This is a genomic window from Sulfitobacter alexandrii (assembly GCF_001886735.1).
GTDB lineage: Bacteria > Pseudomonadota > Alphaproteobacteria > Rhodobacterales > Rhodobacteraceae > Sulfitobacter > Sulfitobacter alexandrii.
The window spans coordinates 38,222-61,963 of record NZ_CP018080.1; the positions used below are offsets into that span (position 1 = coordinate 38,222).

A 23,742-nucleotide genomic window follows, 5' to 3' on the forward strand; every position below is an offset into this window, starting at 1 on the left:
TTGGCTACAACGCGGCGATGGATGTGCCGCACCTGCAAGGGAATGCTGCGTCAGCGAACTCCCGGATGGGCAACGGCGGTAAAGTTCGCATCGTGCAAATTCACGTGCGGAGCAGCGAATGTCGGCGCGCCGACTGAGCCCAGACATTGACTATCGACGCCCCAGCCGTCCGAGCCTTGCGAGTTGCGCCAGCATCTGGGTACCAGTGTCGGAGGAGGTGTTGGAAGGGGGTGGAGTCGGACCTCCAGCAGAGTTCGGACGCGCCGGCAGCGATTGAACTCCCAAGAATTGTCTTGCCCTTAGCGCCGCATACTCTGCACCCGTCGCGCCGCCAATGGCATATCGGTTGTAGACCTGCTGGCTCCCGGCAAGCCCACGGGCGAAGGCGTAGCTCCCGCCAAATCCGGCTGAAAGCGCCGGCATCATGATGTTGCCGGAGACGGATCGGACGATAAAAGGTGTCGCGATGATGAAGCCTTTGGCCATGAGCACCATCATGAAGAACGGGATGAGCGCCCCTATGTTTGAAGCGCCCTCGGGATCGCCGAGTTCTGCGAGTAGGGCCCTTGAAACCCCGGTGATCGTTGCGAAGACACCCGCCACGATGATCGGGTACATTGCGAAGGAGATGAGTGCCGATAGCCAGCGTGCGAAATAGTCCTTGGTCACCTCGAAGAGGGTAAGGAAGATCATGACGGGCGCGATCCCAATCAGGAGCGCGACCATCAACCGTGACGCGACGACGATAAATGCAGCCAAGCCGCCGAGGATTGAAAGTAGCAGGACCCCGAGCGTGTCCAAGAGTGCTCCCGCCATCCAATTCAGTTCGGACCCTGCGGCATTGAGATAGTCGCCAAGTGCCGCGATGAGGTCATCGAATTCTTCGGCGAAGGTTCCTGAAGGCCCCGGAGCGCCGCCACCGACGGAGGCGACCAGCGATCCCGCGATACTGTCGATACCGCTCAGAATGGCTGAAGCGAGCCCATTGAACTGAACCCAATTCGTAGCAAACACACCTATCAAGGCGAGTTTCACGGCCAACCAGAAGGCAGTGCGCCCATCCATGGCGCGGTACTGATAGATCATATTGATGCAGACCAGGATGACCACAAGCGTCGTTCCGACAACCAGCAATGTGCCAACTGTCGCGGCCACTGCGCCGAATTGTGTCTCTGCGGCCGTGTCAAGATAGCCTTCAGCTGTTTCTACGAAGTAGGTGACGACGCTCATGAACGGTTACCAGTTGCCTTCGGCTTCACAAATCGGCATTGCCTCACGCCGAAGTTCGTTTGCCCGCTTGCGGTATTCCGATGTTGCCTCGACGACATCCCAATACTCTGAAGCCGCGTAGCGCTCGAAGAAGACGCCTTCGACCGCCTCCCAGGGCGGATAGCGTGTGGCGCATTCGCAGCTCTGCGCATCAACAATGCGTTGCATGCTTTCTGCCCGGTAGATTTGCTGAACCAGGAGACGCTTGTAGGACTCCCGCATTTCGATGTTTTGCATCCACTCCGGCTCGAGGGGCTGTTCCGAGCAAACATCGGGTTGGTTGTCGAGCGTAGGGATCAGGTTGCGCTCGGCCGTTCCGGGTGTCGCGTAACAAAGCCCCAGCAAACATGCAACGGTGATGACCTTCCTCATTTCGACGTCTCGGTGATCTCGCGTTTCACGAAGGTCGTGTAGCCGTAGTCACCCGCCTCAGCCGTGATGACCTCCCAGCCTTCCGCACCTCGTTCGTTCAGGATGCGGCGCATCTCGCCAAAGTCCTTCTGTTTCCTCACTTCGAAGAACAGGATGTCGTATTCAAACTGCTTCATTGATGGTGCCTCCGCTTGTGTTGGTCCCGGGGAGATAGAATTCGGTGATGCCGCGTGCGCCATCTTCGCGACCAGCCTGAATGATCACGTCGATCGAGCTTTCGATGTATTGGACCATGTCCTGGTAGGTCATTGGGATCTCGGTCTTGAGCGCGGCAATGGCCAGGCGCTGCACGGCGAGTTGCGGCGTCTCGGCATGAAGCGTGGTCATCGAGCCGCCGTGACCGGTGTTGATGGCCTCGAGGAAGGTCATGGCCTCCTTGCCGCGCACCTCGCCGAGGATGATCCGGTCGGGCCGCATGCGAAGGGTTGCCGTCAGAAGCACATCGGCGGTCTGGAACTCCGCATCGCGATTGGCGATCAGGGTGACCGCATTTGGTTGGGAGGGCAGAAGTTCGGCGGCCTCCTCGATGGTAACGATCCGCTCCTCGTCGCCAACATGGGACAGGATCTTGCGCGCGGCGACGGTCTTGCCGGTTGAGGTGCCACCGGAGACGATCATGTTGAGCTTGTTGTCGACGCAGAATTTCAGCGCATCGTTGATGTCTTCCGCGGTCACCACTTCCCGTAGAGCGCGGTTCTTCTCCTGTCGCAACTCTTCGAGCTTGCGCTCCTCGCCGTAGAGGAACTTCAGTTCAATCCGATCCAGCGGCAGGCTCGAGAAGAAGCGCAGCGAGATTGACATGCCCGAAAGCACGGCGGGTGGCGTCACCACCTGGGCGCGGATGGGCCGGTCGCGATAGGTGATCGAGACCGAGACGATGGGTTTGTCCTTGCTCATGGTCGTGCTGGCAGAGGACGCGATCTGGTTGCCGAGGTCTTTGACTTCTGTGGCGGAAAGGCGTTGGTCCAACACTCGCATGAAATGGTCGCCTTGGAATTCTCCCCAGCAGGTGCCGTCGGGATTGATGCAAATCTCGATCACATCATCGCGGGCGGCATCCCGCAGCTTGTCGAGCGAGGCCTGGAGATAGGAGAGCGTCATGGGTCAGAAGATCTCCAGATCACGATCTACCATGACGGTGACGCGCGCACCCTGATCGATATGGATGACCGGGCCGATGGAGAGGTATTCGCCGATCACGGAATCGGTGGCATCAGCCAGATCATCGCCAACGTCCTCGAGCACTTCGGCTGTGGTTTCATTTTCGACCTGGGCTGCGGCAGCGCTTGGGGCTGCGGAGATGATCGAGATGAGCGCGGCCGAGCCGAAGCGTTGGGCAAAGCGTGTGTCGACAAATCCGGTCACGCCGGACCGGCCCAATTCATCGCCCCCGAAAGCACTGATCTGGATGGATTGATTGTCAGGCAGGATAATTCGGTCCCAGGCGATGGTGACGCGGCGCTGCGATATCTCGATGCCGGACCGGTAACGGCCGATGAGACGCGAGCCGCGCGGGATCAGCAGCCGCGTGCCATCAAAGCTGAAGACATCTTCGGAGATGATGGCACGGGTTTGGCCGGGCAGGGAGCTGTCGAGGGCGGTTTCCATCACGGCCTGGATCATCGTGCCCTGGATGACGGTGTTCGAGGGGTTGGCGATCACCTCGGCCTGGGTCACGGTGCTGGGCAGTGCACCATTCTGCACGAAATCCGTCACTTCGCCAAAGCTGCGCTCGGAAAGTGCCGTCTCGCCGGTATTGGCACCGCCAGTTCCTCCAAATGCAATAACCGGCGAAGCAATCCGACGTTCCTGGAAGGCACGTTCCTCATCCGCGCGGCGCTGCAGTTCCGCCATGCGCCGAGCTTCTTCTTCGCGGGCTAAACGCTCCGCCTCCCGGGCACGAAGCTCATCCTCAGAGGGGCCCAGCGGGGCAGGGGTTGGTTTGCTGGCCTCGAGTCGAGCCAGTTCCAGGTCCGTACGCAACTGCTGCATCGCCCGGTCGCGGGCGGCAAGCTCCTCTCGGAATTGTTCCTGTGCTCCCTCTGACGCCGCCTGCAAGGCCGCGATCTGCGCGGTCAGCGCATCGATGGCATCTGCGGCAGCCGTGTCTTCCTCGACCACGGGTTCCGGCGCGGTCTTCAGTTCCTCGATCTGGGTCTGGAGGGCTTTGATCTGGGCAAGCAGCTCGGCATTGGGTTCGACCGGGTCGGGCGTAACCACGACAATTTCCGGTTCGGGGGCAGGGGGTGGGACAAAGGGTTCGATCTCGCCAAAGCCATCCCCTTCGGATTGGAACTCGTCTGGCGTCGCCGTTGGCAGGGCGATCTCTTCCTCGGGCGTTGACACGAGGTAGAGCAGCGCACCACCGGCGAGGATCAATCCAACAATGAGGAGTGCGAGCAGTGGCGATCGACGCCTCTGAACGGGCCCATGACGTGGGTTGCCCTGTTCCAAGGCGGCGAGGCGCTGTTCAAGATCGGCGTTATTGTCGCTCATGAGCCCGCTCCCGAGGGTGTCGTCGCTTCGATGCAAACCACTTCCTCGCCGAGCCGCAGCACCCATTGGCGGCTCACGCCGGAGACTCGGATGGCGCCATCTTCCACGACGGCGGTGTTCACCGTGCGCTCACGGCCGTTCGCATAGCGGAAGATGCCGGGCACCGGTGCGTTTCGCGGGAAGGCAAAATAGGTGAAGGTCCCGTCATCCCAGATCCGCGTCGGGGTGAACTCGGAACGCGCACTGGCGCCGTAATTGTAGTTCGGCGCCGCACGTGCGATCGCACCCGCCGCCCGGCGGTTGTCCTGAGGGTAGCGGAACTGGACCACGTAGAAGGTCGGGCTCGAGGCCTCATTCACGTTGAAATAGTAGCTGCGGCGATTGGTGTAGACCGTGACGTTGGTGTGCACACCGCGGGCCAGCGGCTTGATGGCGAAGGCCCGCCCGCCCGGCACGCCGTCGATCTCGAAGCCTTCCGTATCGCCAGCGATGATCGACCGGATGCTTTCACCCTCGCCAAACTCGATGGTGGTGACATGGGTCAACGAAACGCTGAGCCGGTAGACCTGTCCCTCCTGGTAGGTTGCGATCCGCACGCGCCGGTCCTTTGGGCCGCCGCGCGGAATAGCTTCGGCTAAGGCAAGAGTGGGGACAAGAACCGCCAGTACTAGAATGAAACTCAAGGGGCGCAAATTCAGTTCTCCAATCTGTCCGAGCGGATCGAATACTCGATGACGGTAAATCCAAAGGGGTTGGTCCAGACCTCATCGATGGTGCGGCGGGTCTCGGGGCGGAACTCGAAGAGCATCGTCGCCGTGAACAGCCCAGCCTGAACGCCATTGATGGAGGTCAGGCGTTTGCGCAACCGAACGCTCGCCCGGTTGTTGCCGATCCGATTGATGCTGAGGATCTCGACCTCAAGCCTTGCGTTCGGTCCATAGACGGTCGGCGGGTATTGCGCGTTCGCCGAGTTCCAGATTTGGCGCAAAGAGGCCTGCGCGGCTCCGTCCGAGCGTCGCAGCACGCTTCTGATGCGCACATCATTGTCGAGCTGGTTATAGACCTCACGATCGGTCACATAGCGGAAGACCTCCGCCTCGATGATGGCCTGGTTTTCCGTGACGGTGGTGGCGCCAACTGAGGCCTCGGGCAGAGCAAAGCCGGTGTTGGGATCGTAGGGCACGACGACGGGTGGCGGATCCACATCGAGGATCGCAACCGCGGCAGCACCGAGGCAGCCAAGGATGCCGAAGATCAGCCCCAGGAGTCCGAGGCGTTGCCAGAGCCGTTCCCGGCGCAGGGCGCCGTAGACCAGTTCTTCTTCGATGATGGCCGTTTCTTCGTCCAAACTCGTCATCCTTTTGACGTTTCGAATTAGTCCGCACGTAGGGTGGGGAGGGTGAACTCCATGAAGCGCTGCTCCTCGGCGATGGTGGCGGCGTCGATCACACCGCCGGTGCCATCGCCCACCGTCTGCACCGCTTCAAGCTGCCACATGGCCACAAGCGCGATGGCCAGCTCTGCCGTGACGCGGGTGTTGAGATCGACGCTTTCCTTGAGCTCATCCATGTCGTCGATGAGGCCCACGAGCCGATCAACGCGCTCGAGTGATTGCCCGGCATCGTCGTAGCTGTTCTGGGCCGCGGCCGAGACCAGGGCGCCGGTGGTCGCCTGCGTCGCGATACGGTTGGCGCTTGCATTGCCGCTGGTGGCCATCTCGCGGAGCGTATCATCATCGAAGCCGAGATCGGCCAGCACCCGGTCCATCTGGGTTTCGATCTTGCTGGCCCCGGAGCCTGTGAGCCTGGAGAAGTCGCCGGTCTTGATTGCTTCGATGGTTGCGATGATGTCCCCGAACTCCCGATCAAGGAGACCGTTCAGCTCCTCTTCCATCTGAGTTCGGATAATCTCGGGTAGCTCGGCGAGGCGTGTCAGCGCCTCATAGGTGCGTTGCAGCTCCGCGAGTTGATCCCTGAGTGTGGCCAGCTGTTCGCGAAGTTGCGTGAGCTGCTCGTTCTGCAGGATTTCATCTTCGATCATCTGCCGAAGCTGCTGGATATTCTGGGTGATGTTCTGGGTGTCGACGACCGGCACACCCTGGGCCTGGCCCGGAGTGCTGGTGAAGAAACAGCTGCCAATCGCGATGGTGCTGACAAGTGACGCACTGCGCAGAAACTGCGGGAAACGACGTGACCAAAACATCAATCCAAATCCTCCAATGTGAATTCCATGTAATTGCCCTCGGCCATGTGGGCGGCGGCTTGGGCGAGCTGGGCCGCGGTGAGGGGCTGTGTGCGCGCTGCCTTCAGTCGAATGCGCGCAGCTATCAGACGGACCAGCTCTGAGCGGGCATAGGTGTTGAGCGCCATGCTCTCCTGAACATCCGACGTGCTGCCGACGCGGGTGACGATGTCCTGGATGCGCAGCGCGGCTTGCTGGATCGCGGCGGGCGCGTTGTTGCCATAGAAGGCGGCGCCATGGCCGGTGAGCGAGAGATTGGCATTGGCCAGGAGGGCAGGGTCGATCGTACCAAGCGCTTCGATCCCGCCGATCCGCGCCAGGTAGAGGTTGTAGCGCTCCGGGATGACCGTGACGTAGTGCCGGGTTTCCTTGAAGGGCGGCACACCACCGTATTCGATCACGCGACCCGGGCCGGCGTTATAGGCCGCAAGCGCGTTGATGATGTTGCCATCAAAGGTGTTGAGCTGTGCCGCGAGATAGCGCGCTCCTGTCACTGTACCCTCATTAATCAGAATTGCCTTTAAAATTATCGTTTGTTTTCAGCGGCACGATGTACCCTTAATTTTCATATTGTACCGTTAATTGCCATACTGTACCCTTTATTAGCATACGGTCAGTTCTGTGGATAAGTGCTGACAGGAATAGGGCAGGGATTGGCGTGGTCAGCGAGCGTCTTGCAAAACATCGAGCAGCAGTCCTCCGTCCGATCCTGGAACTTGAGAAGAAGGGTGAGCCGATCAGTGCGGCAATCGGAGATGCTGCTTGGGAACTAGGTTTGGCGAAGAGCCACACCTGGTCGCTTTACCGCCGTTTGCGCGAGAACGATGGGCGGGCCGCAGCACTGGAACTCAGTCGCCGGGGGCCGAAACCGGGGTCGAAACGGATCGCGCGAGAAGTCGAAGACCTCATCGATGAACGCCTACGGCGCTATTATCTGGTCCGCGAACGCTCCAGCTTTCTGCGAATTTGGCGTGAGATCCGTTCGGAATGCGAGGCAAAGGGCTTCCAGCCACCGGCACGAAAAACGCTGAAAGCTCGGCTCGATGCAATGGACGAGAAAGAGATTGTTAGAAAGCGCCGTGGTGCCAAGGAGGCGAACAAGACTTTTGCGGCACGTCCGGGCCGGCTTGCGGTTGGAACGCCACTGGAAATTGTTCAGATCGATCACACCTTGGCCGACATCATTTTGGTCGATCACGTGGATCGGCGACCGCTTGCGCGCCCATATTTGACGGTAGCCATCGATGTTGCAACCCGGATCGTTCTCGGGGTCTTCGTCAGCTTTGATGCACCATCAGTTCTTTCGATCGCGCTCTGCCTCGATCATTGTGTGCGTCGGAAATCGATCCACGTCCCAGGGAAGCTGGAAGAATTGGTCTGGCCGACATCCGGCATCCCGAAGGCGATCCATGTCGATAACGCGCAGGAGTTCCACAGCGACGCCTTCTCATCGGCCTGCGAAGATTGGGGCATTGCCGTCGAGTACCGCCCGCCTGGTGCAACGCACTTCGGAGGTCATATCGAACGTTTGATCGGAACGGCCATGGGGGCTGTTCATGTTTTGCCCGGGACCACGCAATCCTCCGCTGCCGAGAAGGGCGATTATGACAGCGAGAAACATGCGGCTCTGACCCTGGCCGAGTTCGAGGACTGGCTTCATCTGGAGATTTGCCGCTACCACAATACCCGCCACGAAGCCCTCGGGCGAACGCCGCTGGCCGCTTGGGCTGACTTGGGCGGAGACACTGCGGGGCGGCAGGTTGTCGATGTCGAAGCCTTCCGGACAAGCTTCCTGCCTTTTGAGTTGCGCCAGCTCGGGCGCACTGGGATCACTCTCTTTGGGGTGCACTACTGGAGTGATGCCTTCGCGTCGTTGGTCGGACGGGGCAGCGGCAAGGTGCAGGTGAAGTACGACCCGCGGGACCTGTCGCAGGTCTGGGTTCTCGTCAATGATGGCCGCATGATCCCGGCTCGGTATCGGGATCTGAGCCACCCTCGGATATCGCTTTGGGAAAGTCGTCGGGCGCGGAAGGAATGGCAAGACAGGCATGGCGGTCGGATCAACGAGAAGGCCTTGTTCCAGGTGATCGACGCGCAGAGACGACTGGCCGAGGCGGCGCGTCAGAAGACAAGGACCGCCCGTCTGGAGAGCGAACGCGAGACGCGGCTTCCCAAGCACCAGCCGCGCCGCGATCCGTCCCGAGAAATGTTCGCCATCGACACTGGTAACCCAGACCTCCCCACTTATCCGATTGAAGAGTTTGATGACCCCAGAAGAAAGAATTGACCGCATCCGCAGCGATCATTGGATCGCATTCGACCGTGCCACGATTGTTCTCAACCGATTGACGTCCCTGATGGAAATGCCGCAGCAGAGCCGGATGCCTGGCCTGATGGTCTATGGCAGTTCCGGTATTGGCAAGACGATGATCGCCAAGCGCATGGCCAGCAAGTATCCGACGCAGTACAACGCAGAACTGGGCATCACGAAGACCCCCATCCTGCTGGTTCAGGCGCCGCCAGCGCCGGACGAGCGACGCTTCTACCAGCACATCCTTTCGACGATCGGGGCGCCGATGTGGGGGCGGCATACCGTGTCCGAACTTGAGGTCCGCGCGCTCAGTCATCTTCGGGATATGGACCTGAAGATGCTGATGATCGACGAGGTGCACAATCTGCTTGCCGGTAGTTACCGGGAGCAACGCCGGTTCCTGAACATGCTGCGGTTCTTGGCCAACGATCTCTGTGCCTCGCTTGTCGTTTTCGGTGTCAACGAAGCGCTCGAGGCCGTCCGCGGTGACGACCAACTGGCCCGTCGCCTGGACGAACACTACCTGCCGCTCTGGGAGGACGACGTGGAGTTCTCTCGGCTCATCCAAACGCTGATTGCCGCGATGGCACTTGAGCAGCGGTCGGGCCTCACGGTTGCGTCGCTTCGGACAATCCTGAAAGTGACGGGCGGTGTGACCTCGCGCGTGTGTTCATCATGATCAAGTCCTTGGCCATCGATGCGATCGAGACGGGTGAGGAGCGGATCACCGATGAGGCCGTTCAGGCCTGGCAGCCGGTATGGGCGAAGCATGCTTGGAGCATTCCGCGCCAACCCATCGCGGAGTTCGGGTGACCGTGAACCCATTGCCGCGTCGACCGCCACCGGTATCCGACGAGCTTCTCTCGAGCTGGATCGGGCGGTTGGCCCGGGCCAATCATTGTTCCGTCGAAGAGCTTTGCGGCTATCTCGGTTTGGGGCAGGGCAGGGTGCCGGAGCATGCGGGTGACCTTGGGCATGTGAACTGGGCTCGGCTATGTCCGGCGGTTCAGCAGACCCGGGATGAGATCGCGGCCATGACCCTCCCGGACACGACGCATCATCCCGCTCAATGCGTATCTAGCGATGACTTCCAAAGTTGCGCAAACTGCTCGAAACAAACCTCGGGACTGGTCCTGCGCCACTGGCGCTTCGCCTGGTCGCTGACTTGCGAAAACTGTGGTCGACCTCTTGTGGCGAGGCATCCGGCCGATGGTCTATCAAACAGGCTACGTGTCCGCGCCGCTCGGGGCGCGGCATTGCTGAAGACGGCGGTTGCCGCCGCCGATCTGAGGCACATGCAGCGGATCAGCCATACGCTGTGCCTCTTACAAGTACTTGAGTTGGTATACAGCGTGCCACTCACGTCGCGGTGTCAACTGGAGCGGTCAATAGCACTCGCAGCTGTCGATGTCTGCTCAGCCCGTCCATTATTGGGAGTGGCCATCTTGCTGCGCGGAAATGAACAAGCATTCTGGGATCTCCGACGCGCCTTTCCTCAGCGCAGACGTTTGATTGAGAAGGTGCGCAAGCTGTCGATGAACCTCGATATGCGACTTCCGCGAAGACGTCGGCAGGAAAGCAGTCCCGTTGACCGATCTGCCAGGGCGACGTCGCCCAAAAAGACGTCTGCGCAGGCCCTAGACGCTGCCCGTCAGGCCATCTCCGAGCTCGGTGCCGATGCAGATCGTCAAGCGCTTCTGGCACGAGCCGATGCAATCTGGAAGCGCCAAAGCTGTGTCAGCCACTGACGCAGCGCCCTGTGGATATATTGCAATTAAGGGTACAGAATCTGCCGAAAACGCTTCCAATCCGCAGAATCTGATTAATTAGGGTACAGTGACAGCAATCCCAACGGCAAGATTGTCAGGCGGCAGGTGCGTGACGGCTACTGGAAAGACGCGGAAAGGCTGGTGTGAGCATGACGGATACGGACACAACCGGGCAGGGCAGGGACCGGGCCCTCGCCGATTTCCAGGGGTCGGACAAGGCGCGCGCCGCCGCCGCCGCGCTGGTGGATTTCCTGCTGGACGACATCGCGGATTTCGAGGCCCGCGAGGGGATACGCTGGGGCGATCACGCCAGCGAAGCGCAACTGCGTCAGGTCTGGAAGCTTTCGGCCGAGCGCGGCTTCTACAGCTACCTGCTGCCCGAGGAGCTGGGCGGGCAGGGTCTGTCGCTGGCCGACATGCTGGCGGTACGCGAGGCGGCGATCCTCTCGGGTGTCTCGCTAGCGCAGCACGTCATGGGCGACCTGTCCGGCCCGCCCCGCATCGGCCACATGTTCAAGGTGGCCTCGCCGCATCAGGTCGCGCATTTCCTCGATCCCGTCTGCGCCGCCGACAAGGCGATCTGCTTTGCCCTTACAGAGGCCGACGCGGGGTCGGACGCGGGCGCCATCCGCACGACGGCCAAGAGATCCGGCAACGGATGGAAGCTCAATGGCACGAAGCGCTTCATCTCGGGCGGCGCCTATGCCGATCTCGCGATCGTGCTCGCTGTGACGGACCCCGAGGCCGGTCCGCGCGGCATCTCCGCTTTCTTCGTCGACCTGCGCGCGCCCGGCGCCTCGCGCGACAGCGACTACGAGGTGCTGACCGGCCGGGGCGATCACGCCGACCTGACCTTCGAGGACGTACATGTGCCGCCAGAGAACCTGATCGGCGAGGAAGGCCGCGGGTTCGGGCTGGGCATGGCGCGGATCAACGTGAACCGGCTGATCCATTGTTCGACCATCTGGGGATCGGCGCGGCTGGCGCTGGCGCTTTCCATCGAGCGGGCGAGCGGGCGCAGGCAGTTCGGCAAGCCCATCGCGGCCTTTCAGGCGATCCGGCACATGCTGGCCGACATGGCGACGGAAACCTACGCGGGGCGGTCGATGATGTACGACGCCGCCCGCCGGCTCGAGGCGGGGCAGGACATCCGCACGCAGGCTTCCATCTGCAAGCTCTACGCGGGCGAGGCAGGCTTTCGGGTGGCGGATACCGCGATGCAGGTGCACGGTGGCGTCGGCACACTGAAGGGCAGCCCGGTCGAGGCAATCTTCCGGAAGCTGCGCATGTTCCGCATCGTCACCGGCACCAGTGAAATCCAGCGCAACACGATCGCAAAGGGCATCCTGCCGGACGGCGCGTGATGGCAGACTGCCGGATGCTGAAGAGATCCGGATCAAAGCGGTCGTTGATCTGGCGGATCACTCTTCGACATGAGGGGGTCTTCTGCATGAAGTGCTGACCGGTGATGTCCTTTCACGCGCCTATGGCTGCGCCCTGCGGGTCTCAAGCCCGCCGGTCGAGGGCATCCCTTATATTCTGCCCCACGCGGCATCTGCCTGATCGCAGAACCGGGTCAGCGGATACGCTTGGCGAGCAGCTGCGCCGACGGGTCTGTACTTGGGGTGCGGTGTTGTGAGGAGGTATGGGGTGTCATCGAAGAGAGATACGGATCAGAGGACTTGTTAGGTTTGGCGATGACCTACTCTCCCACGTCTTGAGACGCAGTACCATCGGCGCTACGGCACTTAACGGCTGGGTTCGGGATGGGACCAGGTGTTTTGCTCGCGCTATGATCACCAAACCAAACAAATCCTCTGAGTGTCCAAGTCATGCACAGTAACATGATGTGTATGCTTTTGATTGATAAGCAGAAGTCTCGCTTCTACTGGATCAAATCAAGCCTATCGAGCAATTAGTACCAGTCAACTGAACGTGTTACCACGCTTACATCTCTGGCCTATCGACGAGGTGGTCTACCTCGGCTCTCAGGGATACCTTGTTTTGAGGGGGGCTTCCCGCTTAGATGCCTTCAGCGGTTATCCTGTCCGATCATAGCTACCCTGCACTGCTGCTGGCGCAACAACAGGTCCACCAGTGGATCGTTCACCCCGGTCCTCTCGTACTAGGGGCAACTCCTCTCAAGTATCCTACACCCACGGAAGATAGGGACCGAACTGTCTCACGACGTTCTAAACCCAGCTCACGTACCTCTTTAAACGGCGAACAGCCGTACCCTTGGGACCTGCTCCAGCCCCAGGATGAGATGAGCCGACATCGAGGTGCCAAACACTGCCGTCGATATGGACTCTTGGGCAGTATCAGCCTGTTATCCCCGGCGTACCTTTTATCCGTTGAGCGATGGCCCTCCCACTTGGGACCACCGGATCACTATGGCCGTCTTTCGACTCTGCTCGACTTGTCAGTCTCGCAGTCAGGCTGGCTTCTGCCATTGCACTCAACGAGCGATTTCCGACCGCTCTGAGCCAACCTTCGCGCGCCTCCGTTACGATTTAGGAGGCGACCGCCCCAGTCAAACTACCCGCCACACAGGGTCCCGGATCCGGATAACGGACCGCGGTTAGACATCAAGCAGAACAAGGGTGGTATCTCAAGGGAGGCTCCACCGAGACTGGCGTCCCGGTTTCAAAGCCCACCACCTATCCTGCACATGTTCGGCCTAATGCCAGTGTGAAGCTGTAGTAAAGGTGCACGGGGTCTTTCCGTCTAACCGCGGGAAACCTGCATCTTGACAGGTAATTCAATTTCGCTGAGTCTATGTTGGAGACAGCGGGGAAGTCGTTACGCCATTCGTGCAGGTCGGAACTTACCCGACAAGGAATTTCGCTACCTTAGGACCGTTATAGTTACGGCCGCCGTTTACCTGGGCTTCAATTCAGAGCTCTCACCCCTCCTTTTAACCTTCAGGCACCGGGCAGGCGTCAGACCCTATACGTCGTCTTGCGACTTCGCAGAGCCCTGTGTTTTTAATAAACAGTCGCCACCCCCTGGTTTGTGCCCCCAGCCCCTAGTTGCCTAGGAACCGGGCCTCCTTCTCGCGAACTTACGGAGGTATTTTGCCGAGTTCCTTCAACATAGTTCTCTCAAGCGCCTTGGTATTCTCTACCAGTCCACCTGTGTCGGTTTAGGGTACGATCTAGCGATGGAGCTATTTCCAGGGACCTCTAAGCAGCCCATTCAATCCAGTAAGGATGAACTACCCTCGAGATCCGTCACTTCCATCTGGCCCAGGAATATTAACCTGGTTCCCATCGACTACGCCTTTCGGCCTCGCCTTAGGGGTCGGCTTACCCTGCTCAGATTAGCTTTAAGCAGGAACCCTTGGACTTTCGGCGAGAGTGTCTCTCACACTCTTTGTCGCTACTCATGTCATCATTCTCACTAGTGATCTCTCCACCGGATCGCTCACGCGCCGGCTTCACAGAAAACTCCGCGTCTCCAATATCCCCGAGGGGAGTAAGGAGACATGGAATTATGTCACACTACGCTCTGCTACCATGCAACTAGTGCATCCTCAGCTTCGGCTCATGGCTTGAGCCCCGTTACATCTTCGCCGCAAGACAGCTTGATTAGACCAGTGAGCTGTTACGCTATCTTTAAAGGATGGCTGCTTCTAAGCCAACCTCCTGGTTGTTTTGGCCGTCTCACCTGCTTTCCCACTTAGCCATGAATTAGGGGCCTTAGCTGGAGGTCAGGGTTGTTTCCCTCTTCACGACGGACGTTAGCATTCGCCGTGTGTCTGCCATCTAGTACTCCTCGGTATTCGGAGTTTGGTTAGGATCAGTAAGCCTGTGGGGCCCCATTACCCATCCAGTGCTCTACCCCCGAGGGTATTCGGATGACGCTCTACCTAAATAGATTTCGCAGAGAACCAGCTATCTCCGAGTTTGATTGGCCTTTCACCCCTAGGCACAGCTCATCCCGATCCTTTTCAACGGATGTGGGTTCGGTCCTCCAATAAGTGTTACCTCATCTTCAACCTGGCCATGCCTAGATCACTCGGTTTCGGGTCTGATCCCACGAACTCGACGCCCTATTAAGACTCGCTTTCGCTGCGCCTACACCTAACGGCTTAAGCTTGCTCGTGAGACCAAGTCGATGACCCATTATACAAAAGGTACGCTGTCAGGGCGTAAAGCCCCTCCAACTGATTGTAGGCGTTCGGTTTCAGGTACTGTTTCACTCCCCTCGTCGGGGTGCTTTTCACCTTTCCCTCACGGTACTGGTTCGCTATCGGTCAGTAAGGAGTACTTAGCCTTCGAAGGTGGTCCTCCGATCTTCAGACAGGATTTCACGTGTCCCGCCCTACTTAATACGTCCAATCATGCTTCTTATACGGGACTATCACCCACTCTGGTTGCGCATTCCAACGCATTCTAACCACACTCATGGCTCGGCTGGTCCCCGTTCGCTCGCCGCTACTAGGGGAGTATCAATTGATTTCCTTTCCTCCGGGTACTTAGATGTTTCAGTTCCCCGGGTTTGCTTTTCTAAACCTATGTATTCAGTCTAGAAATACCTGTTTCACCGCATTATTGATCGCCGCCGAAGCGGGTGACAATAACACAGTATCAGGTGGGTTGCCCCATTCAGAGATCCATGGATCAAGGCCTATTCTCGGCTCCCCATGGCTTATCGCAGAGTATCACGTCTTTCATCGCCTCTTACTGCCAAGGCATTCACCAAACGCCCTTTTCGCGCTTGATTTGATCCAGAAAAAGCAAGACTTGCGTCCTGCGCGACGGTCAGAAGCTGGTAAGAAACTGACCCTCCTTATTCTGGTTCAAAAGCATACTTTCCCGCCCGGGCGTGCGCCCGGACAATGAGACACGCTGATAGCCGCAGCCCGTGCAGGGTGCAGCGTCATGCCTCTGGTTAGTGTACTTGACTTGGACAACACGTTCGTTTCGGAAGGCATACGTCTGGTCGGCCGAGGAAACAGCCTTGCAAACGCTCGCTCCGGACCGAAGCCCGCAGCACCAAACCGAGGTCATTCCCATACTCGGGACAACCAAACAGTGTTGTTATTGTATCTCTCTTTACGATGTCAATTCGCTGCAATCCCTTCCGGAATTGTCAGCACGTCCGATTGGACGAGCAAACACGCCGTGGCGCGCTTGCTGATCTAATCAGCAGTATTTGAACCAGTCAGGCAGAACCGTTCGGCTGTCGAAAGTCACCGACCGCGCCCTGAGCACCTTTTGCGATGCTTCAGCGACCGGATCATGCGCGATCTTCGCGTATGCATCTGCTTTCGCAGCGTTCCAATCCACCACTGGTGCGGCATGAAACGTGTCAAAGAACTTCTGGGCATCCTTGTCAGCGTGCAGCCAGGCTTTGCCGGGCAGGCCATCCTCCTTGCCGGAGGCGATCTCAGAGCGATGCAGGTTTGCCTCTGTCAGGGCGTCGATGCTGGCGTACTTCAGATGCGCCAGGTAGACCCCCTCGGGCATGACCATTGCAGCATCTTTTGCGAGGTTGATGCCATGGCGGACCAGGTGCGTCCCACGCCGAACTGCCCAGGCCTTGCTGTAATGGCCGGAGAAAACCGCATTGCTGCGCTTGGTCAGCGCGGCATCCGTAGCCTTCATCGTGCCATCCTCGATGTCCTCGGCGATGTTCAGCCCGAGGGCGAACAGGGCGTTGGATCGACGATGCGACCTGAACAAGGTTGCGAACGAGGCATGATGCGCGGGATCAAGACAGATCAGCTCATCGGCGTCCGTTCTGATCACCCAATCATAGATGACACCCAATCCGTCCTGGATGCTGTTGAGCATCTGCCCCCGCATCCTGTCGAACCCGGCGAGATCCGATCTCGGTACCGCCAACACGTTCGCCCGGGGGCAAAGCGCGGCGATCTTTGGGTCGGATCCATGTGCCACAATGAACAGGTGTTCCGAACCAAGGTGCCGTGAATAATGTGCGTACCATTGCGATAACGCCCAGTAATCTCGGTAAACCATTGTGATCGCACATATCTTCATGCCTCCTTCTAGCCGTCGAGGCCATCGGGGAACAAGAAGAAATGGTGGAGCCTAGGAGGATCGAACTCCTGACCTCCTGAATGCAAATCAGGCGCTCTCCCAGCTGAGCTAAGGCCCCACAATTCTGACCAGAATTGTGGGCGTGCGCGGCAGGGGCTTCCATAGGAAAGTCCCGGGAGCGGCACCCATTTGCAATTCTGGGTGTCAGCGGTACGACGTCGTTCTCGTGACATTCGCGATGCGAATGCACTGCCAAGACAACGCGTGTTCGCCACAGGCGAAAATCGCTTGGTGGGTCGAGGAGGACTTGAACCTCCGACCTCACGCTTATCAGGCGTGCGCTCTAACCACCTGAGCTACCGACCCAAACGGGTGGTAACCCCGTGTTCAAATTCTGAAGAGATATGAGGACGGCTCGGTCCTGAGGGACATCTGTTGATGCCCTGATATGGACAGTTTTGATTACTGTCCTGCTAAGTTTTCCACGATCATGAGCGAGCTCGATGATGCCAGGAAAATCCTTAGAAAGGAGGTGATCCAGCCGCAGGTTCCCCTACGGCTACCTTGTTACGACTTCACCCCAGTCGCTGATCCTACCGTGGCCGCCTGCCTCCCGAAGGTTAGCGCAGCGTCGTCGGGTAGAACCAACTCCCATGGTGTGACGGGCGGTGTGTACAAGGCCCGGGAACGTATTCACCGCGTCATGCTGTTACGCGATTACTAGCGATTCCGACTTCATGGGGTCGAGTTGCAGACCCCAATCCGAACTGAGATAGCTTTTTGGGATTAACCCATTGTCACTACCATTGTAGCACGTGTGTAGCCCAACCCGTAAGGGCCATGAGGACTTGACGTCATCCACACCTTCCTCCCGCTTATCACGGGCAGTTTCTTTAGAGTGCCCAGCCGAACTGCTGGCAACTAAAGATGTGGGTTGCGCTCGTTGCCGGACTTAACCGAACATCTCACGACACGAGCTGACGACAGCCATGCAGCACCTGTCACTGCGTCCCCGAAGGGAACGTCCGATCTCTCGGAGTGGCACAGGATGTCAAGGGTTGGTAAGGTTCTGCGCGTTGCTTCGAATTAAACCACATGCTCCACCGCTTGTGCGGGCCCCCGTCAATTCCTTTGAGTTTTAATCTTGCGACCGTACTCCCCAGGCGGAATGCTTAATCCGTTAGGTGTGTCACCGAACAGTATACTGCCCGACGACTGGCATTCATCGTTTACGGTGTGGACTACCAGGGTATCTAATCCTGTTTGCTCCCCACACTTTCGCACCTCAGCGTCAGTATCGAGCCAGTGAGCCGCCTTCGCCACTGGTGTTCCTCCAAATATCTACGAATTTCACCTCTACACTTGGAATTCCACTCACCTCTCTCGAACTCTAGACCAGGAGTTTTGAAGGCAGTTCCAGGGTTGAGCCCTGGGATTTCACCCCCAACTTTCTGATCCGCCTACGTGCGCTTTACGCCCAGTAATTCCGAACAACGCTAACCCCCTCCGTATTACCGCGGCTGCTGGCACGGAGTTAGCCGGGGTTTCTTTACCAGGTACTGTCATTATCATCCCTGGCGAAAGTGCTTTACGACCCTAGGGCCTTCATCACACACGCGGCATGGCTAGATCAGGCTTTCGCCCATTGTCTAAGATTCCCCACTGCTGCCTCCCGTAGGAGTCTGGGCCGTGTCTCAGTCCCAGTGTTGCTGATCATCCTCTAAAACCAGCTATAGATCGTAGACTTGGTAGGCCATTACCCCACCAACTATCTAATCTAACGCGGGCCGATCCTTCTCCGATAAATCTTTCCCCCGAAGGGCGTATACGGTATTACTCATCGTTTCCAATGGCTATTCCGTAGAGAAGGGTACGTTCCCACGCGTTACTAACCCGTCCGCCGCTCACCCGAAGGTGCGCTCGACTTGCATGTGTTAGGCCTGCCGCCAGCGTTCGTTCTGAGCCAGGATCAAACTCTCAAGTTGAAATGCTGTTACCAGCATATCCTTGACGTCGAACCTCTGCACATCGTCCTGCATCCATTACTGAAAGATGCAGAACAGTCTCTGTTTGCGTGCTTCAGCTACAAAGTAGCGAAAGCCGTACAAACAGTGAAGCTGACACTCCATCATCGGCCGAAGCCTAAGAGCGCGATATACAGACGTTGATCCATCGAATGAACCAAACCGCCCACATATCTCTTCAGATACTATCAATTTCAAAGAGCGTAGAGACAAAACGAAATGAGATGCGCCCTAACTTCATGGCGCGCCCCGCCTCGCTTACCTCTGATTTTCTTATCCGCCTCGTTACCCTCCGACCGCGTCTCCGCTTCCGTCCGGCCCGTCTGGCGCCCCGTCGGTGCATCTCAGCGCCGCCGGTGAGGGCGTCATTTAGAGACAGCGCGCCGGACCTGCAACCCCCTTTTTCGATTAAATGCATTTTTGGGCGGGCGGCCCGGAAAAATTCGGTCCATAGCCTGACCGATGCCAGCCTGATCATAGTGGGGAAACTGCGCGACGCCGTCTCGTACCTCATTCCGATATGGCGCAACGGGGCTGTCAGGCGGGATCTGCGACCTGTCCGGCGAATCCCGTGGCAGGGCGCGCGCCAGCCATGGCCGCGGTCATGCGGAGATTCGGCTGGCGTGCCGGCGCACCGGGAGATCTCCAGTTATCGGAAGCCCGAAACCAGGTCTGAGATCGACAGGCCGCTCGCCCGCGCTTCGGCCTCCGGCGCGGCCTTGTGCGCCTCGCCGATATTCCTGTTGTTCAACGTCGCCGCCACGGTGCTTTCCGATCGTTTCCGCGCCGCAGACCGGATTCCACGCAAAGGCGTCGAAGCCGCGGCAGTGCCGCGCTAATGACCGCCGTGGTCCGCCACCAGCTCCAGCTCGATCCAGAAGGACGATCCTTCCCCCTCGACCGAGGCGAAGCCGATTCGGCCGCCGAGCAGTTCGATCAGCTGTTTGGTGATGCTCAGACCGAGGCCGCTGCTCTTGGTGCCTGAAGAGCTGCCGGGATTGACCTGGTGGAAGGGCGAAAAGATCCCGTCCATCCGGTCGGCCGGAATGCCGATGCCGTGGTCCGTGACCTCTATGCGGGCGGTGTGATCGTGCTGCCTGACCGAGACCTCGACGACATCTCCGGACCTCGAGAATTTTGCCGCGTTGGACAAGAGATTGACCAGCACCTGCGTCATCCGCGAACTGTCCGTGAAGGCGACCGGGCGGCCATCGGCCAGGTCCGTGTCATAGGTCACCCCGAATCGCTCGGCGTAATCCTGGCATCCTTCCACTGCCGTGATGACGAGATCGTTCAGATCCACGGTGCCGCGGTCCAGCGAGACTTTGCCCTCGTCGAGTGCCTGGGCATCCAGAATGTCGTTCACCAGCGCAAGAAGCCGGTCACCATTGCGGCTGGCCACGTCGAGCAGTTTGAAAACGGCTGGATCGTCGACCGTCTGGCCAAGCCGCGCCTTGAGCAGGGAAAGCCCGCCGAGGATCGACGTCAGCGGGGTGCGAAGCTCGTGACTTACCACGCTCATGAAATTCATCTTCATCCGCGAGGCCGAGGTCGCTTCCCTGGCGAGCATGCGCATGTCATCTTCGTTGTTTCTGGCGAGCCTGAGCTCGATCAGCAGAAGCAGCATGAAGAAGCCGACAAGGGTGATGATGGCGATGCCCAGATAGCCGACGCCGCGGGACAGGGACAGCAAACCCGACCTGAATTCCGCCATGGTCTCGCTCTTTGCCTCGGCAAGGTGCAGCAGAAACTGCCGCACCGCGAGGTCGAAACCATCCAGCCTGCCGAGGATGGCCGCGGCGTTCTCGCGTCGCGCGTCATCGGTCAGGCCGGGGGCGCCAAGCGCCTTGATCTGCGGCTCGATGTCGATGAACGTCTCTTCCAGGTCGGTCAGGACGCTCTGGTCCAGCCGGAAATCCGCCAGCAGGCGGCCGAGTTTGCCTTCCTGCAGGACGAATATCCGGCTCCAGGCGATGTCGAGGCGCAGCACCGCATCCGTCGCGGGGGTTTGGCCAAGCGCGACCTGGCCAAGGGCGTTCTCCAGCCGCAGCAGTTCGAATTGCAGGTGCGATCCGATCCAGAGCGGATCGCTTTGCTCGGCTGTCTGGATGCTTCTGACGCGACCGTCGAGCTTGTAGATCACGCCGATACTGAAAAGGACGGTTCCTACGAAAACGGCCAGAAACAGGAAACGTACATATCCGATGCGCCGGCTCACTTGGCCGAAATGCTCTTGAGCTGCCAGATCAGCCGCCCGTTGTACAAATCGTCCGTCAGTTCCGGATCATCGTCCATCGGATAGATGACCCAGATCGGCCCCTTGTCCCGGACCGACATTTTCTCGCCATCGCGGAGCACCGCCAGAATGACATCGTAGGCGAAGGCGTCTTCGGCGGGCAATTCAGCCATGAAATCGTTGAGCGCCACCATGTGCAGGGTGGCATCGCGGGGGATCTCGGTTTCCGTGAGGATCGAACGCAGGCTCGGCCCCCGGAACGTCGTGGGCCCGTCAACGTAATCGTTGCGTGTCACGACCGTCGTCTGCGGCATCTCGAGCAATTCCTCGAGCGTGTAGGTGGTGGTGACGTCCGAATTCGTGACCGACAGGACCGTCTGCGCAAAACCGAATGCGGGCAGTATTGAAAGCGCGGAAACAAGCGCCGCTTGGAAAAAACCGTGCATTCCCGTGTTGGATCCTCATCAAGTTCGTTCACCGATAGATGCGATATCGACGAATTCTGCTGTTTTCGGTGAAACGACTTAACTGATTACCAGATACACAATCTGTTATTCGCCCGGATCGGAACGCAACGTCAATCGGGATTTCCCGAAGCCGGACAGGCGTGGCCGCGTTGCATCTGGACATGCCAAATCGGTCGGCGAAATCCGGTGCCTTTTGGCAATTCGCCCGAGCCTTGACCGAGGACGGCAGGGCGTGCATCAAGACGAACCGCCGCTCACCGTCGCGGCGGGACGCAAGGCCTGACCCTGTTCGATGAAAGGAACCTCCATGAGCGTTGAGTGCCCCGACATGACAACGCTGGGTGCGCCGCTGTCGCCCGGCATGCCCCGGCTGACACGGGTCTGTTCGATCCGCGCCGAAATCGGTCCGGCGATGGAATTCGACACCAGCAGGGGGACGGGGCGGGCGATCTTTCCGATCACGGGGGGCGCCGCCGTGGGGGCAGGGTGGCAGGCCACCATCCTGCCCGGTGGTGCCGACTTTGCACGCCGTCTGGCCGACGGCACCTACGAAATCGAGGCCCGCTATTTCATGAGGCTCGATGACGGAACCCTTGTCATGGTGCAGAACGCCGGGCGCATGGTGCCGCAGAAAGACGGCAGCTTTCACGGGCGCACGCGTGCCGAACTGGAAGTGCCCGAGGGCGCGATGGCGCACCTTGGCGACATGGTCCTGTTCGGCACCGCCTACGCGCCTTCCGACGACGAGGAACGCGTCTATATCGAACTTTGGCACGCCGAAGTCTGACGGCTTTTTCGGCGGCGCCCTGCGGATCAGTCGCCGAGGTCGACCGGCCCGTGTTCCGGGTACAGATCGCCCGGACCGGGGTTTCCGGCGTGGGTCTTGCCGCCCATGTGGGTCATCACGCCCCAGACCGCGTTGAGCGCGGTCTGCACGGCACCCTCGACCCATGCGGGGGTCCAGCTGACGCCATCGCCGGCGAGGAAGACGCCCCGTTCCTGCGGTGGCAGGTCCGCCTGCATGAAGTGTCCGAACATCCGGTAGTTGTAACGATAGTGGCCGGGCAGCGCGCCCTTGAAGGCGCCGAGGAAATTCTCGTCGCTTTCCCAGCTCACGGTGATCGGGTCGCCGACGATATGGCTGGCGATGTCCACGTGCGGGTAGATCTTGCGCAGCACGTCGAGCGCCAGTTCCACCCGGCGGTTCACCGACAGCGGCTCCATCTTGAGCGCGTCCGACATCCACGAATAGGTCAGGCAGATGACGGCGGGCTCGTCCGGACCGTTTTCGAAGAAGTAGGTCCCGCGGGTCATGCGGTCCGTCAGGGTCACGCTCATCCGCTCCTGCCCGGTGGCCGGGTCGCGGTCGCGCCAGAAGGGCCGGTCGACCATCACGAAGGTCTTGGACGACTGCATGTAGCGGGTGCGGTCGAGCGCCATCCACATGTTCTGGCTGAGCAGACGTTCGTCGAAGTCCATGGCGGTGCTGAGAACCCAGCTTTGGCAGGTGCTGATGACCGCGTCATAGCGTTCGGTGCGGCCCCACCGGTCGCGCAGGACAAAGGGGCCTTCATCGCCTTCGCGGTGCACGGCGACGACGCCGGGCAGGGTGGATCCGCCGTGCAGTTTCTGCAGGGATGTGCCCTCGGGCCAATGGACCATGCGGTCGGGCTGGCGGGTCCACAGGCCCCTTGGCACCTGCTGCACGCCCCCCACCATGTACCGCTGGTCGTCGTCGAAGCCCAGAAGGTTGACCCGCAGGATTTCAAGCATGGTGTTGGCAAAGTCGCTGTCCCAGCCGCCGGTGCCGAAACCGACCTGGCCGAACACCTCGCGGTGGCGGAAGGTCAGGCGGCGGAAGGCGTCGGAGGACGCGATGAAGTCGTAGAAGCTGCGGTCGTCCCAGTCGCGCACGATGGGGTTCCACAATTCCTTGACGCGGGCGGCGTCACGGTCACGCACCGCGGCACGCAGGGCAGAAAACTGCACGTGGTCCTCGAGCGCCCGGTCGTAGGCGTCGCTCACCTCGCGGTAGAGCGGGGGCAGGTCATCGAGAGTTTCGGCGTAGAGCGTTTCACCCGCAAGGTCGATTACGGTGGAACCCGCGGCGGCGGTCAGCGGGTTCGGAAAGGGGCGCGAGTCGATGCCCAGCGTATCGACGTAGTGATAGAAGGCGGTGGAGGAGATCGGGAAGCGCATGCCGCCCAGTTCCGCGATGGCGCCGTCGGCACCGTCGAAGGCCTGGCTGCGGAGGCGTCCGCCAAGCTGCCCCGCCTCGTAGACGACCGGATGCAGGCCGAGCTTCATCAACTCGTAGGCGCAGACCATGCCGGCGATCCCGGCGCCGATGATCGCGACCTTTCTGCCGTGGCTTTCCGCGGGGATCGATCCGATACCGTCGGGGTGGGTGATCCACTGTTCGTAGGCAAAGGTGAAATCGGGACCGAAGGCGGTGACTTCGGGTGCGGGTCTGTCGGGGTGTTGCATGG

The 23,742-nt window shown here is 59.7% G+C and carries 18 protein-coding genes, 2 tRNA genes, 3 rRNA genes and 1 pseudogene; 6 read left to right on the forward strand and 18 right to left on the reverse strand.

Going from position 1 to position 23,742, the window contains the following annotated elements:
• Nucleotides 1-150: 150 nt before the first annotated feature.
• The 9 genes and pseudogenes from BOO69_RS20350 to BOO69_RS20390 all read right to left on the reverse strand — a co-directional run.
• The gene (locus BOO69_RS20350) at nucleotides 151-1,230 is read right to left on the reverse strand and encodes a TrbL/VirB6 family protein (RefSeq protein WP_071974205.1); all 1,080 of its coding nucleotides are present in this window, start codon (nucleotides 1,228-1,230) and stop codon (nucleotides 151-153) included.
• Between the two features lie 6 nt (nucleotides 1,231-1,236).
• Entirely contained in the window at nucleotides 1,237-1,641 is a 405-nt protein-coding gene (locus tag BOO69_RS20355; RefSeq protein WP_071974206.1) for a hypothetical protein, read from the reverse strand.
• The gene (locus BOO69_RS20360; RefSeq protein ID WP_071974207.1) at nucleotides 1,638-1,817 is read right to left on the reverse strand and encodes a hypothetical protein; all 180 of its coding nucleotides are present in this window, start codon (nucleotides 1,815-1,817) and stop codon (nucleotides 1,638-1,640) included. The genes BOO69_RS20355 and BOO69_RS20360 overlap by 4 nt, the downstream gene beginning before the upstream one ends.
• The gene (locus tag BOO69_RS20365; protein WP_071974208.1) at nucleotides 1,804-2,802 is read right to left on the reverse strand and encodes an ATPase, T2SS/T4P/T4SS family; all 999 of its coding nucleotides are present in this window, start codon (nucleotides 2,800-2,802) and stop codon (nucleotides 1,804-1,806) included. Before BOO69_RS20365 ends, BOO69_RS20360 begins: the two co-directional genes overlap by 14 nt.
• A 3-nt stretch (nucleotides 2,803-2,805) precedes the next feature.
• Nucleotides 2,806-4,197, reverse strand: coding sequence for a TraB/TrbI/VirB10 family type IV secretion system protein (locus BOO69_RS20370; RefSeq protein WP_071974209.1), 1,392 nt, complete (start codon nucleotides 4,195-4,197; stop codon nucleotides 2,806-2,808).
• A complete protein-coding gene (locus BOO69_RS20375) occupies nucleotides 4,194-4,895 on the reverse strand; it encodes a TrbG/VirB9 family P-type conjugative transfer protein (protein ID WP_071974210.1) in 702 nt (233 codons plus the stop codon). The genes BOO69_RS20370 and BOO69_RS20375 overlap by 4 nt, the downstream gene beginning before the upstream one ends.
• Nucleotides 4,892-5,554 carry a VirB8 family type IV secretion system protein gene (locus tag BOO69_RS20380; protein ID WP_071974211.1) on the reverse strand — a complete coding sequence of 221 codons (663 nt, stop codon included), beginning with the start codon at nucleotides 5,552-5,554 and terminating at the stop codon, nucleotides 4,892-4,894. Before BOO69_RS20380 ends, BOO69_RS20375 begins: the two co-directional genes overlap by 4 nt.
• A gap of 17 nt (nucleotides 5,555-5,571) precedes the next feature.
• Nucleotides 5,572-6,399, reverse strand: a complete 828-nt coding sequence (locus BOO69_RS20385; protein ID WP_071974212.1) for a type IV secretion system protein — start codon at nucleotides 6,397-6,399, stop codon at nucleotides 5,572-5,574.
• Nucleotides 6,399-6,926: pseudogene (locus BOO69_RS20390) on the reverse strand (lytic transglycosylase domain-containing protein); the annotation flags it as partial. The pseudogene BOO69_RS20390 and the gene BOO69_RS20385, both read right to left, overlap by 1 nt.
• A gap of 170 nt (nucleotides 6,927-7,096) precedes the next feature.
• Between BOO69_RS20390 and BOO69_RS20395 the strand changes: the two are divergent.
• The 5 genes from BOO69_RS20395 to BOO69_RS20410 all read left to right on the forward strand — a co-directional run bounded on the left by BOO69_RS20395 (nucleotide 7,097) and on the right by BOO69_RS20410 (nucleotide 11,882).
• Complete coding sequence (locus tag BOO69_RS20395; RefSeq protein ID WP_093455154.1) at nucleotides 7,097-8,725, forward strand: Mu transposase C-terminal domain-containing protein; 1,629 nt, start codon at nucleotides 7,097-7,099, stop codon at nucleotides 8,723-8,725.
• On the forward strand, nucleotides 8,703-9,428 hold the full coding sequence (locus BOO69_RS20400; protein ID WP_237267642.1) for a TniB family NTP-binding protein: 726 nt from the start codon (nucleotides 8,703-8,705) through the stop codon (nucleotides 9,426-9,428). Before BOO69_RS20395 ends, BOO69_RS20400 begins: the two co-directional genes overlap by 23 nt.
• Complete coding sequence (locus BOO69_RS23480) at nucleotides 9,425-9,562, forward strand: hypothetical protein (RefSeq protein WP_237267643.1); 138 nt, start codon at nucleotides 9,425-9,427, stop codon at nucleotides 9,560-9,562. Before BOO69_RS20400 ends, BOO69_RS23480 begins: the two co-directional genes overlap by 4 nt.
• A complete protein-coding gene (locus BOO69_RS20405) occupies nucleotides 9,508-10,497 on the forward strand; it encodes a TniQ family protein (protein WP_083545780.1) in 990 nt (329 codons plus the stop codon). Before BOO69_RS23480 ends, BOO69_RS20405 begins: the two co-directional genes overlap by 55 nt.
• Before the next feature lie 170 nt (nucleotides 10,498-10,667).
• A complete protein-coding gene (locus BOO69_RS20410; protein ID WP_071974213.1) occupies nucleotides 10,668-11,882 on the forward strand; it encodes an acyl-CoA dehydrogenase family protein in 1,215 nt (404 codons plus the stop codon).
• Nucleotides 11,883-12,207: 325 nt separating this feature from the next.
• On the opposite strand, the gene rrf is transcribed toward BOO69_RS20410, so the two are convergent.
• The 8 genes from rrf to BOO69_RS20450 form a co-directional block, all read right to left on the reverse strand.
• A 5S ribosomal RNA gene (gene rrf / locus BOO69_RS20415) occupies nucleotides 12,208-12,322 on the reverse strand.
• A 90-nt stretch (nucleotides 12,323-12,412) separates the two neighbouring features.
• Nucleotides 12,413-15,246 (reverse strand): 23S ribosomal RNA (locus BOO69_RS20420).
• Nucleotides 15,247-15,668: 422 nt separating this feature from the next.
• Entirely contained in the window at nucleotides 15,669-16,526 is an 858-nt protein-coding gene (locus tag BOO69_RS20425; RefSeq protein WP_071974214.1) for a glycosyltransferase family 2 protein, read from the reverse strand.
• 42 nt (nucleotides 16,527-16,568) lie between these two features.
• Nucleotides 16,569-16,644: transfer RNA gene (locus BOO69_RS20430), tRNA-Ala, on the reverse strand.
• A 171-nt stretch (nucleotides 16,645-16,815) separates the two neighbouring features.
• Nucleotides 16,816-16,892, reverse strand: a tRNA-Ile gene (locus BOO69_RS20435).
• Nucleotides 16,893-17,051: 159 nt separating this feature from the next.
• Nucleotides 17,052-18,511: ribosomal RNA gene (locus BOO69_RS20440) — 16S ribosomal RNA — on the reverse strand.
• The 16S, 23S and 5S rRNA genes sit together here with 2 tRNA genes alongside, the layout of an rRNA operon.
• A gap of 874 nt (nucleotides 18,512-19,385) precedes the next feature.
• Complete coding sequence (locus BOO69_RS20445) at nucleotides 19,386-20,768, reverse strand: sensor histidine kinase (RefSeq protein WP_071974215.1); 1,383 nt, start codon at nucleotides 20,766-20,768, stop codon at nucleotides 19,386-19,388.
• Nucleotides 20,765-21,232, reverse strand: coding sequence for a putative pterin-binding protein (locus BOO69_RS20450; RefSeq protein ID WP_071974216.1), 468 nt, complete (start codon nucleotides 21,230-21,232; stop codon nucleotides 20,765-20,767). The genes BOO69_RS20445 and BOO69_RS20450 overlap by 4 nt, the downstream gene beginning before the upstream one ends.
• Before the next feature lie 328 nt (nucleotides 21,233-21,560).
• Here BOO69_RS20450 and BOO69_RS20455 point away from each other — a divergent pair, with 328 nt between their 5' ends.
• Nucleotides 21,561-22,040 (forward strand): DUF3237 domain-containing protein, encoded by a 480-nt coding sequence (locus tag BOO69_RS20455; protein WP_172839581.1) that lies wholly within the window; start codon nucleotides 21,561-21,563, stop codon nucleotides 22,038-22,040.
• 26 nt (nucleotides 22,041-22,066) lie between these two features.
• On the opposite strand, the gene BOO69_RS20460 is transcribed toward BOO69_RS20455, so the two are convergent.
• Nucleotides 22,067-23,740: a flavin monoamine oxidase family protein gene (locus BOO69_RS20460; protein WP_071974218.1), complete on the reverse strand. Its 1,674-nt coding sequence runs from the start codon at nucleotides 23,738-23,740 to the stop codon at nucleotides 22,067-22,069.
• Nucleotides 23,741-23,742: the final 2 nt, after the last annotated feature.

Bases quoted from the DNA above. Each gene is read 5' to 3' on its own strand.
- BOO69_RS20350 (WP_071974205.1), bottom strand. From the start codon at position 1,230: ATGAGCGTCGTCACCTACTTCGTAGAAACAGCTGAAGGCTATCTTGAC.
- BOO69_RS20355 (WP_071974206.1), bottom strand. From the start codon at position 1,641: ATGAGGAAGGTCATCACCGTTGCATGTTTGCTGGGGCTTTGTTACGCG.
- BOO69_RS20360 (WP_071974207.1), bottom strand. From the start codon at position 1,817: ATGAAGCAGTTTGAATACGACATCCTGTTCTTCGAAGTGAGGAAACAG.
- BOO69_RS20365 (WP_071974208.1), bottom strand. From the start codon at position 2,802: ATGACGCTCTCCTATCTCCAGGCCTCGCTCGACAAGCTGCGGGATGCC.
- BOO69_RS20370 (WP_071974209.1), bottom strand. From the start codon at position 4,197: ATGAGCGACAATAACGCCGATCTTGAACAGCGCCTCGCCGCCTTGGAA.
- BOO69_RS20380 (WP_071974211.1), bottom strand. From the start codon at position 5,554: ATGACGAGTTTGGACGAAGAAACGGCCATCATCGAAGAAGAACTGGTC.
- BOO69_RS20385 (WP_071974212.1), bottom strand. From the start codon at position 6,399: ATGTTTTGGTCACGTCGTTTCCCGCAGTTTCTGCGCAGTGCGTCACTT.
- BOO69_RS20400 (WP_237267642.1), top strand. From the start codon at position 8,703: ATGACCCCAGAAGAAAGAATTGACCGCATCCGCAGCGATCATTGGATC.
- BOO69_RS23480 (WP_237267643.1), top strand. From the start codon at position 9,425: ATGATCAAGTCCTTGGCCATCGATGCGATCGAGACGGGTGAGGAGCGG.
- BOO69_RS20405 (WP_083545780.1), top strand. From the start codon at position 9,508: ATGGGCGAAGCATGCTTGGAGCATTCCGCGCCAACCCATCGCGGAGTT.
- BOO69_RS20410 (WP_071974213.1), top strand. From the start codon at position 10,668: ATGACGGATACGGACACAACCGGGCAGGGCAGGGACCGGGCCCTCGCC.
- BOO69_RS20425 (WP_071974214.1), bottom strand. From the start codon at position 16,526: ATGAAGATATGTGCGATCACAATGGTTTACCGAGATTACTGGGCGTTA.
- BOO69_RS20450 (WP_071974216.1), bottom strand. From the start codon at position 21,232: ATGCACGGTTTTTTCCAAGCGGCGCTTGTTTCCGCGCTTTCAATACTG.
- BOO69_RS20455 (WP_172839581.1), top strand. From the start codon at position 21,561: ATGAGCGTTGAGTGCCCCGACATGACAACGCTGGGTGCGCCGCTGTCG.
- BOO69_RS20460 (WP_071974218.1), bottom strand. From the start codon at position 23,740: ATGCAACACCCCGACAGACCCGCACCCGAAGTCACCGCCTTCGGTCCC.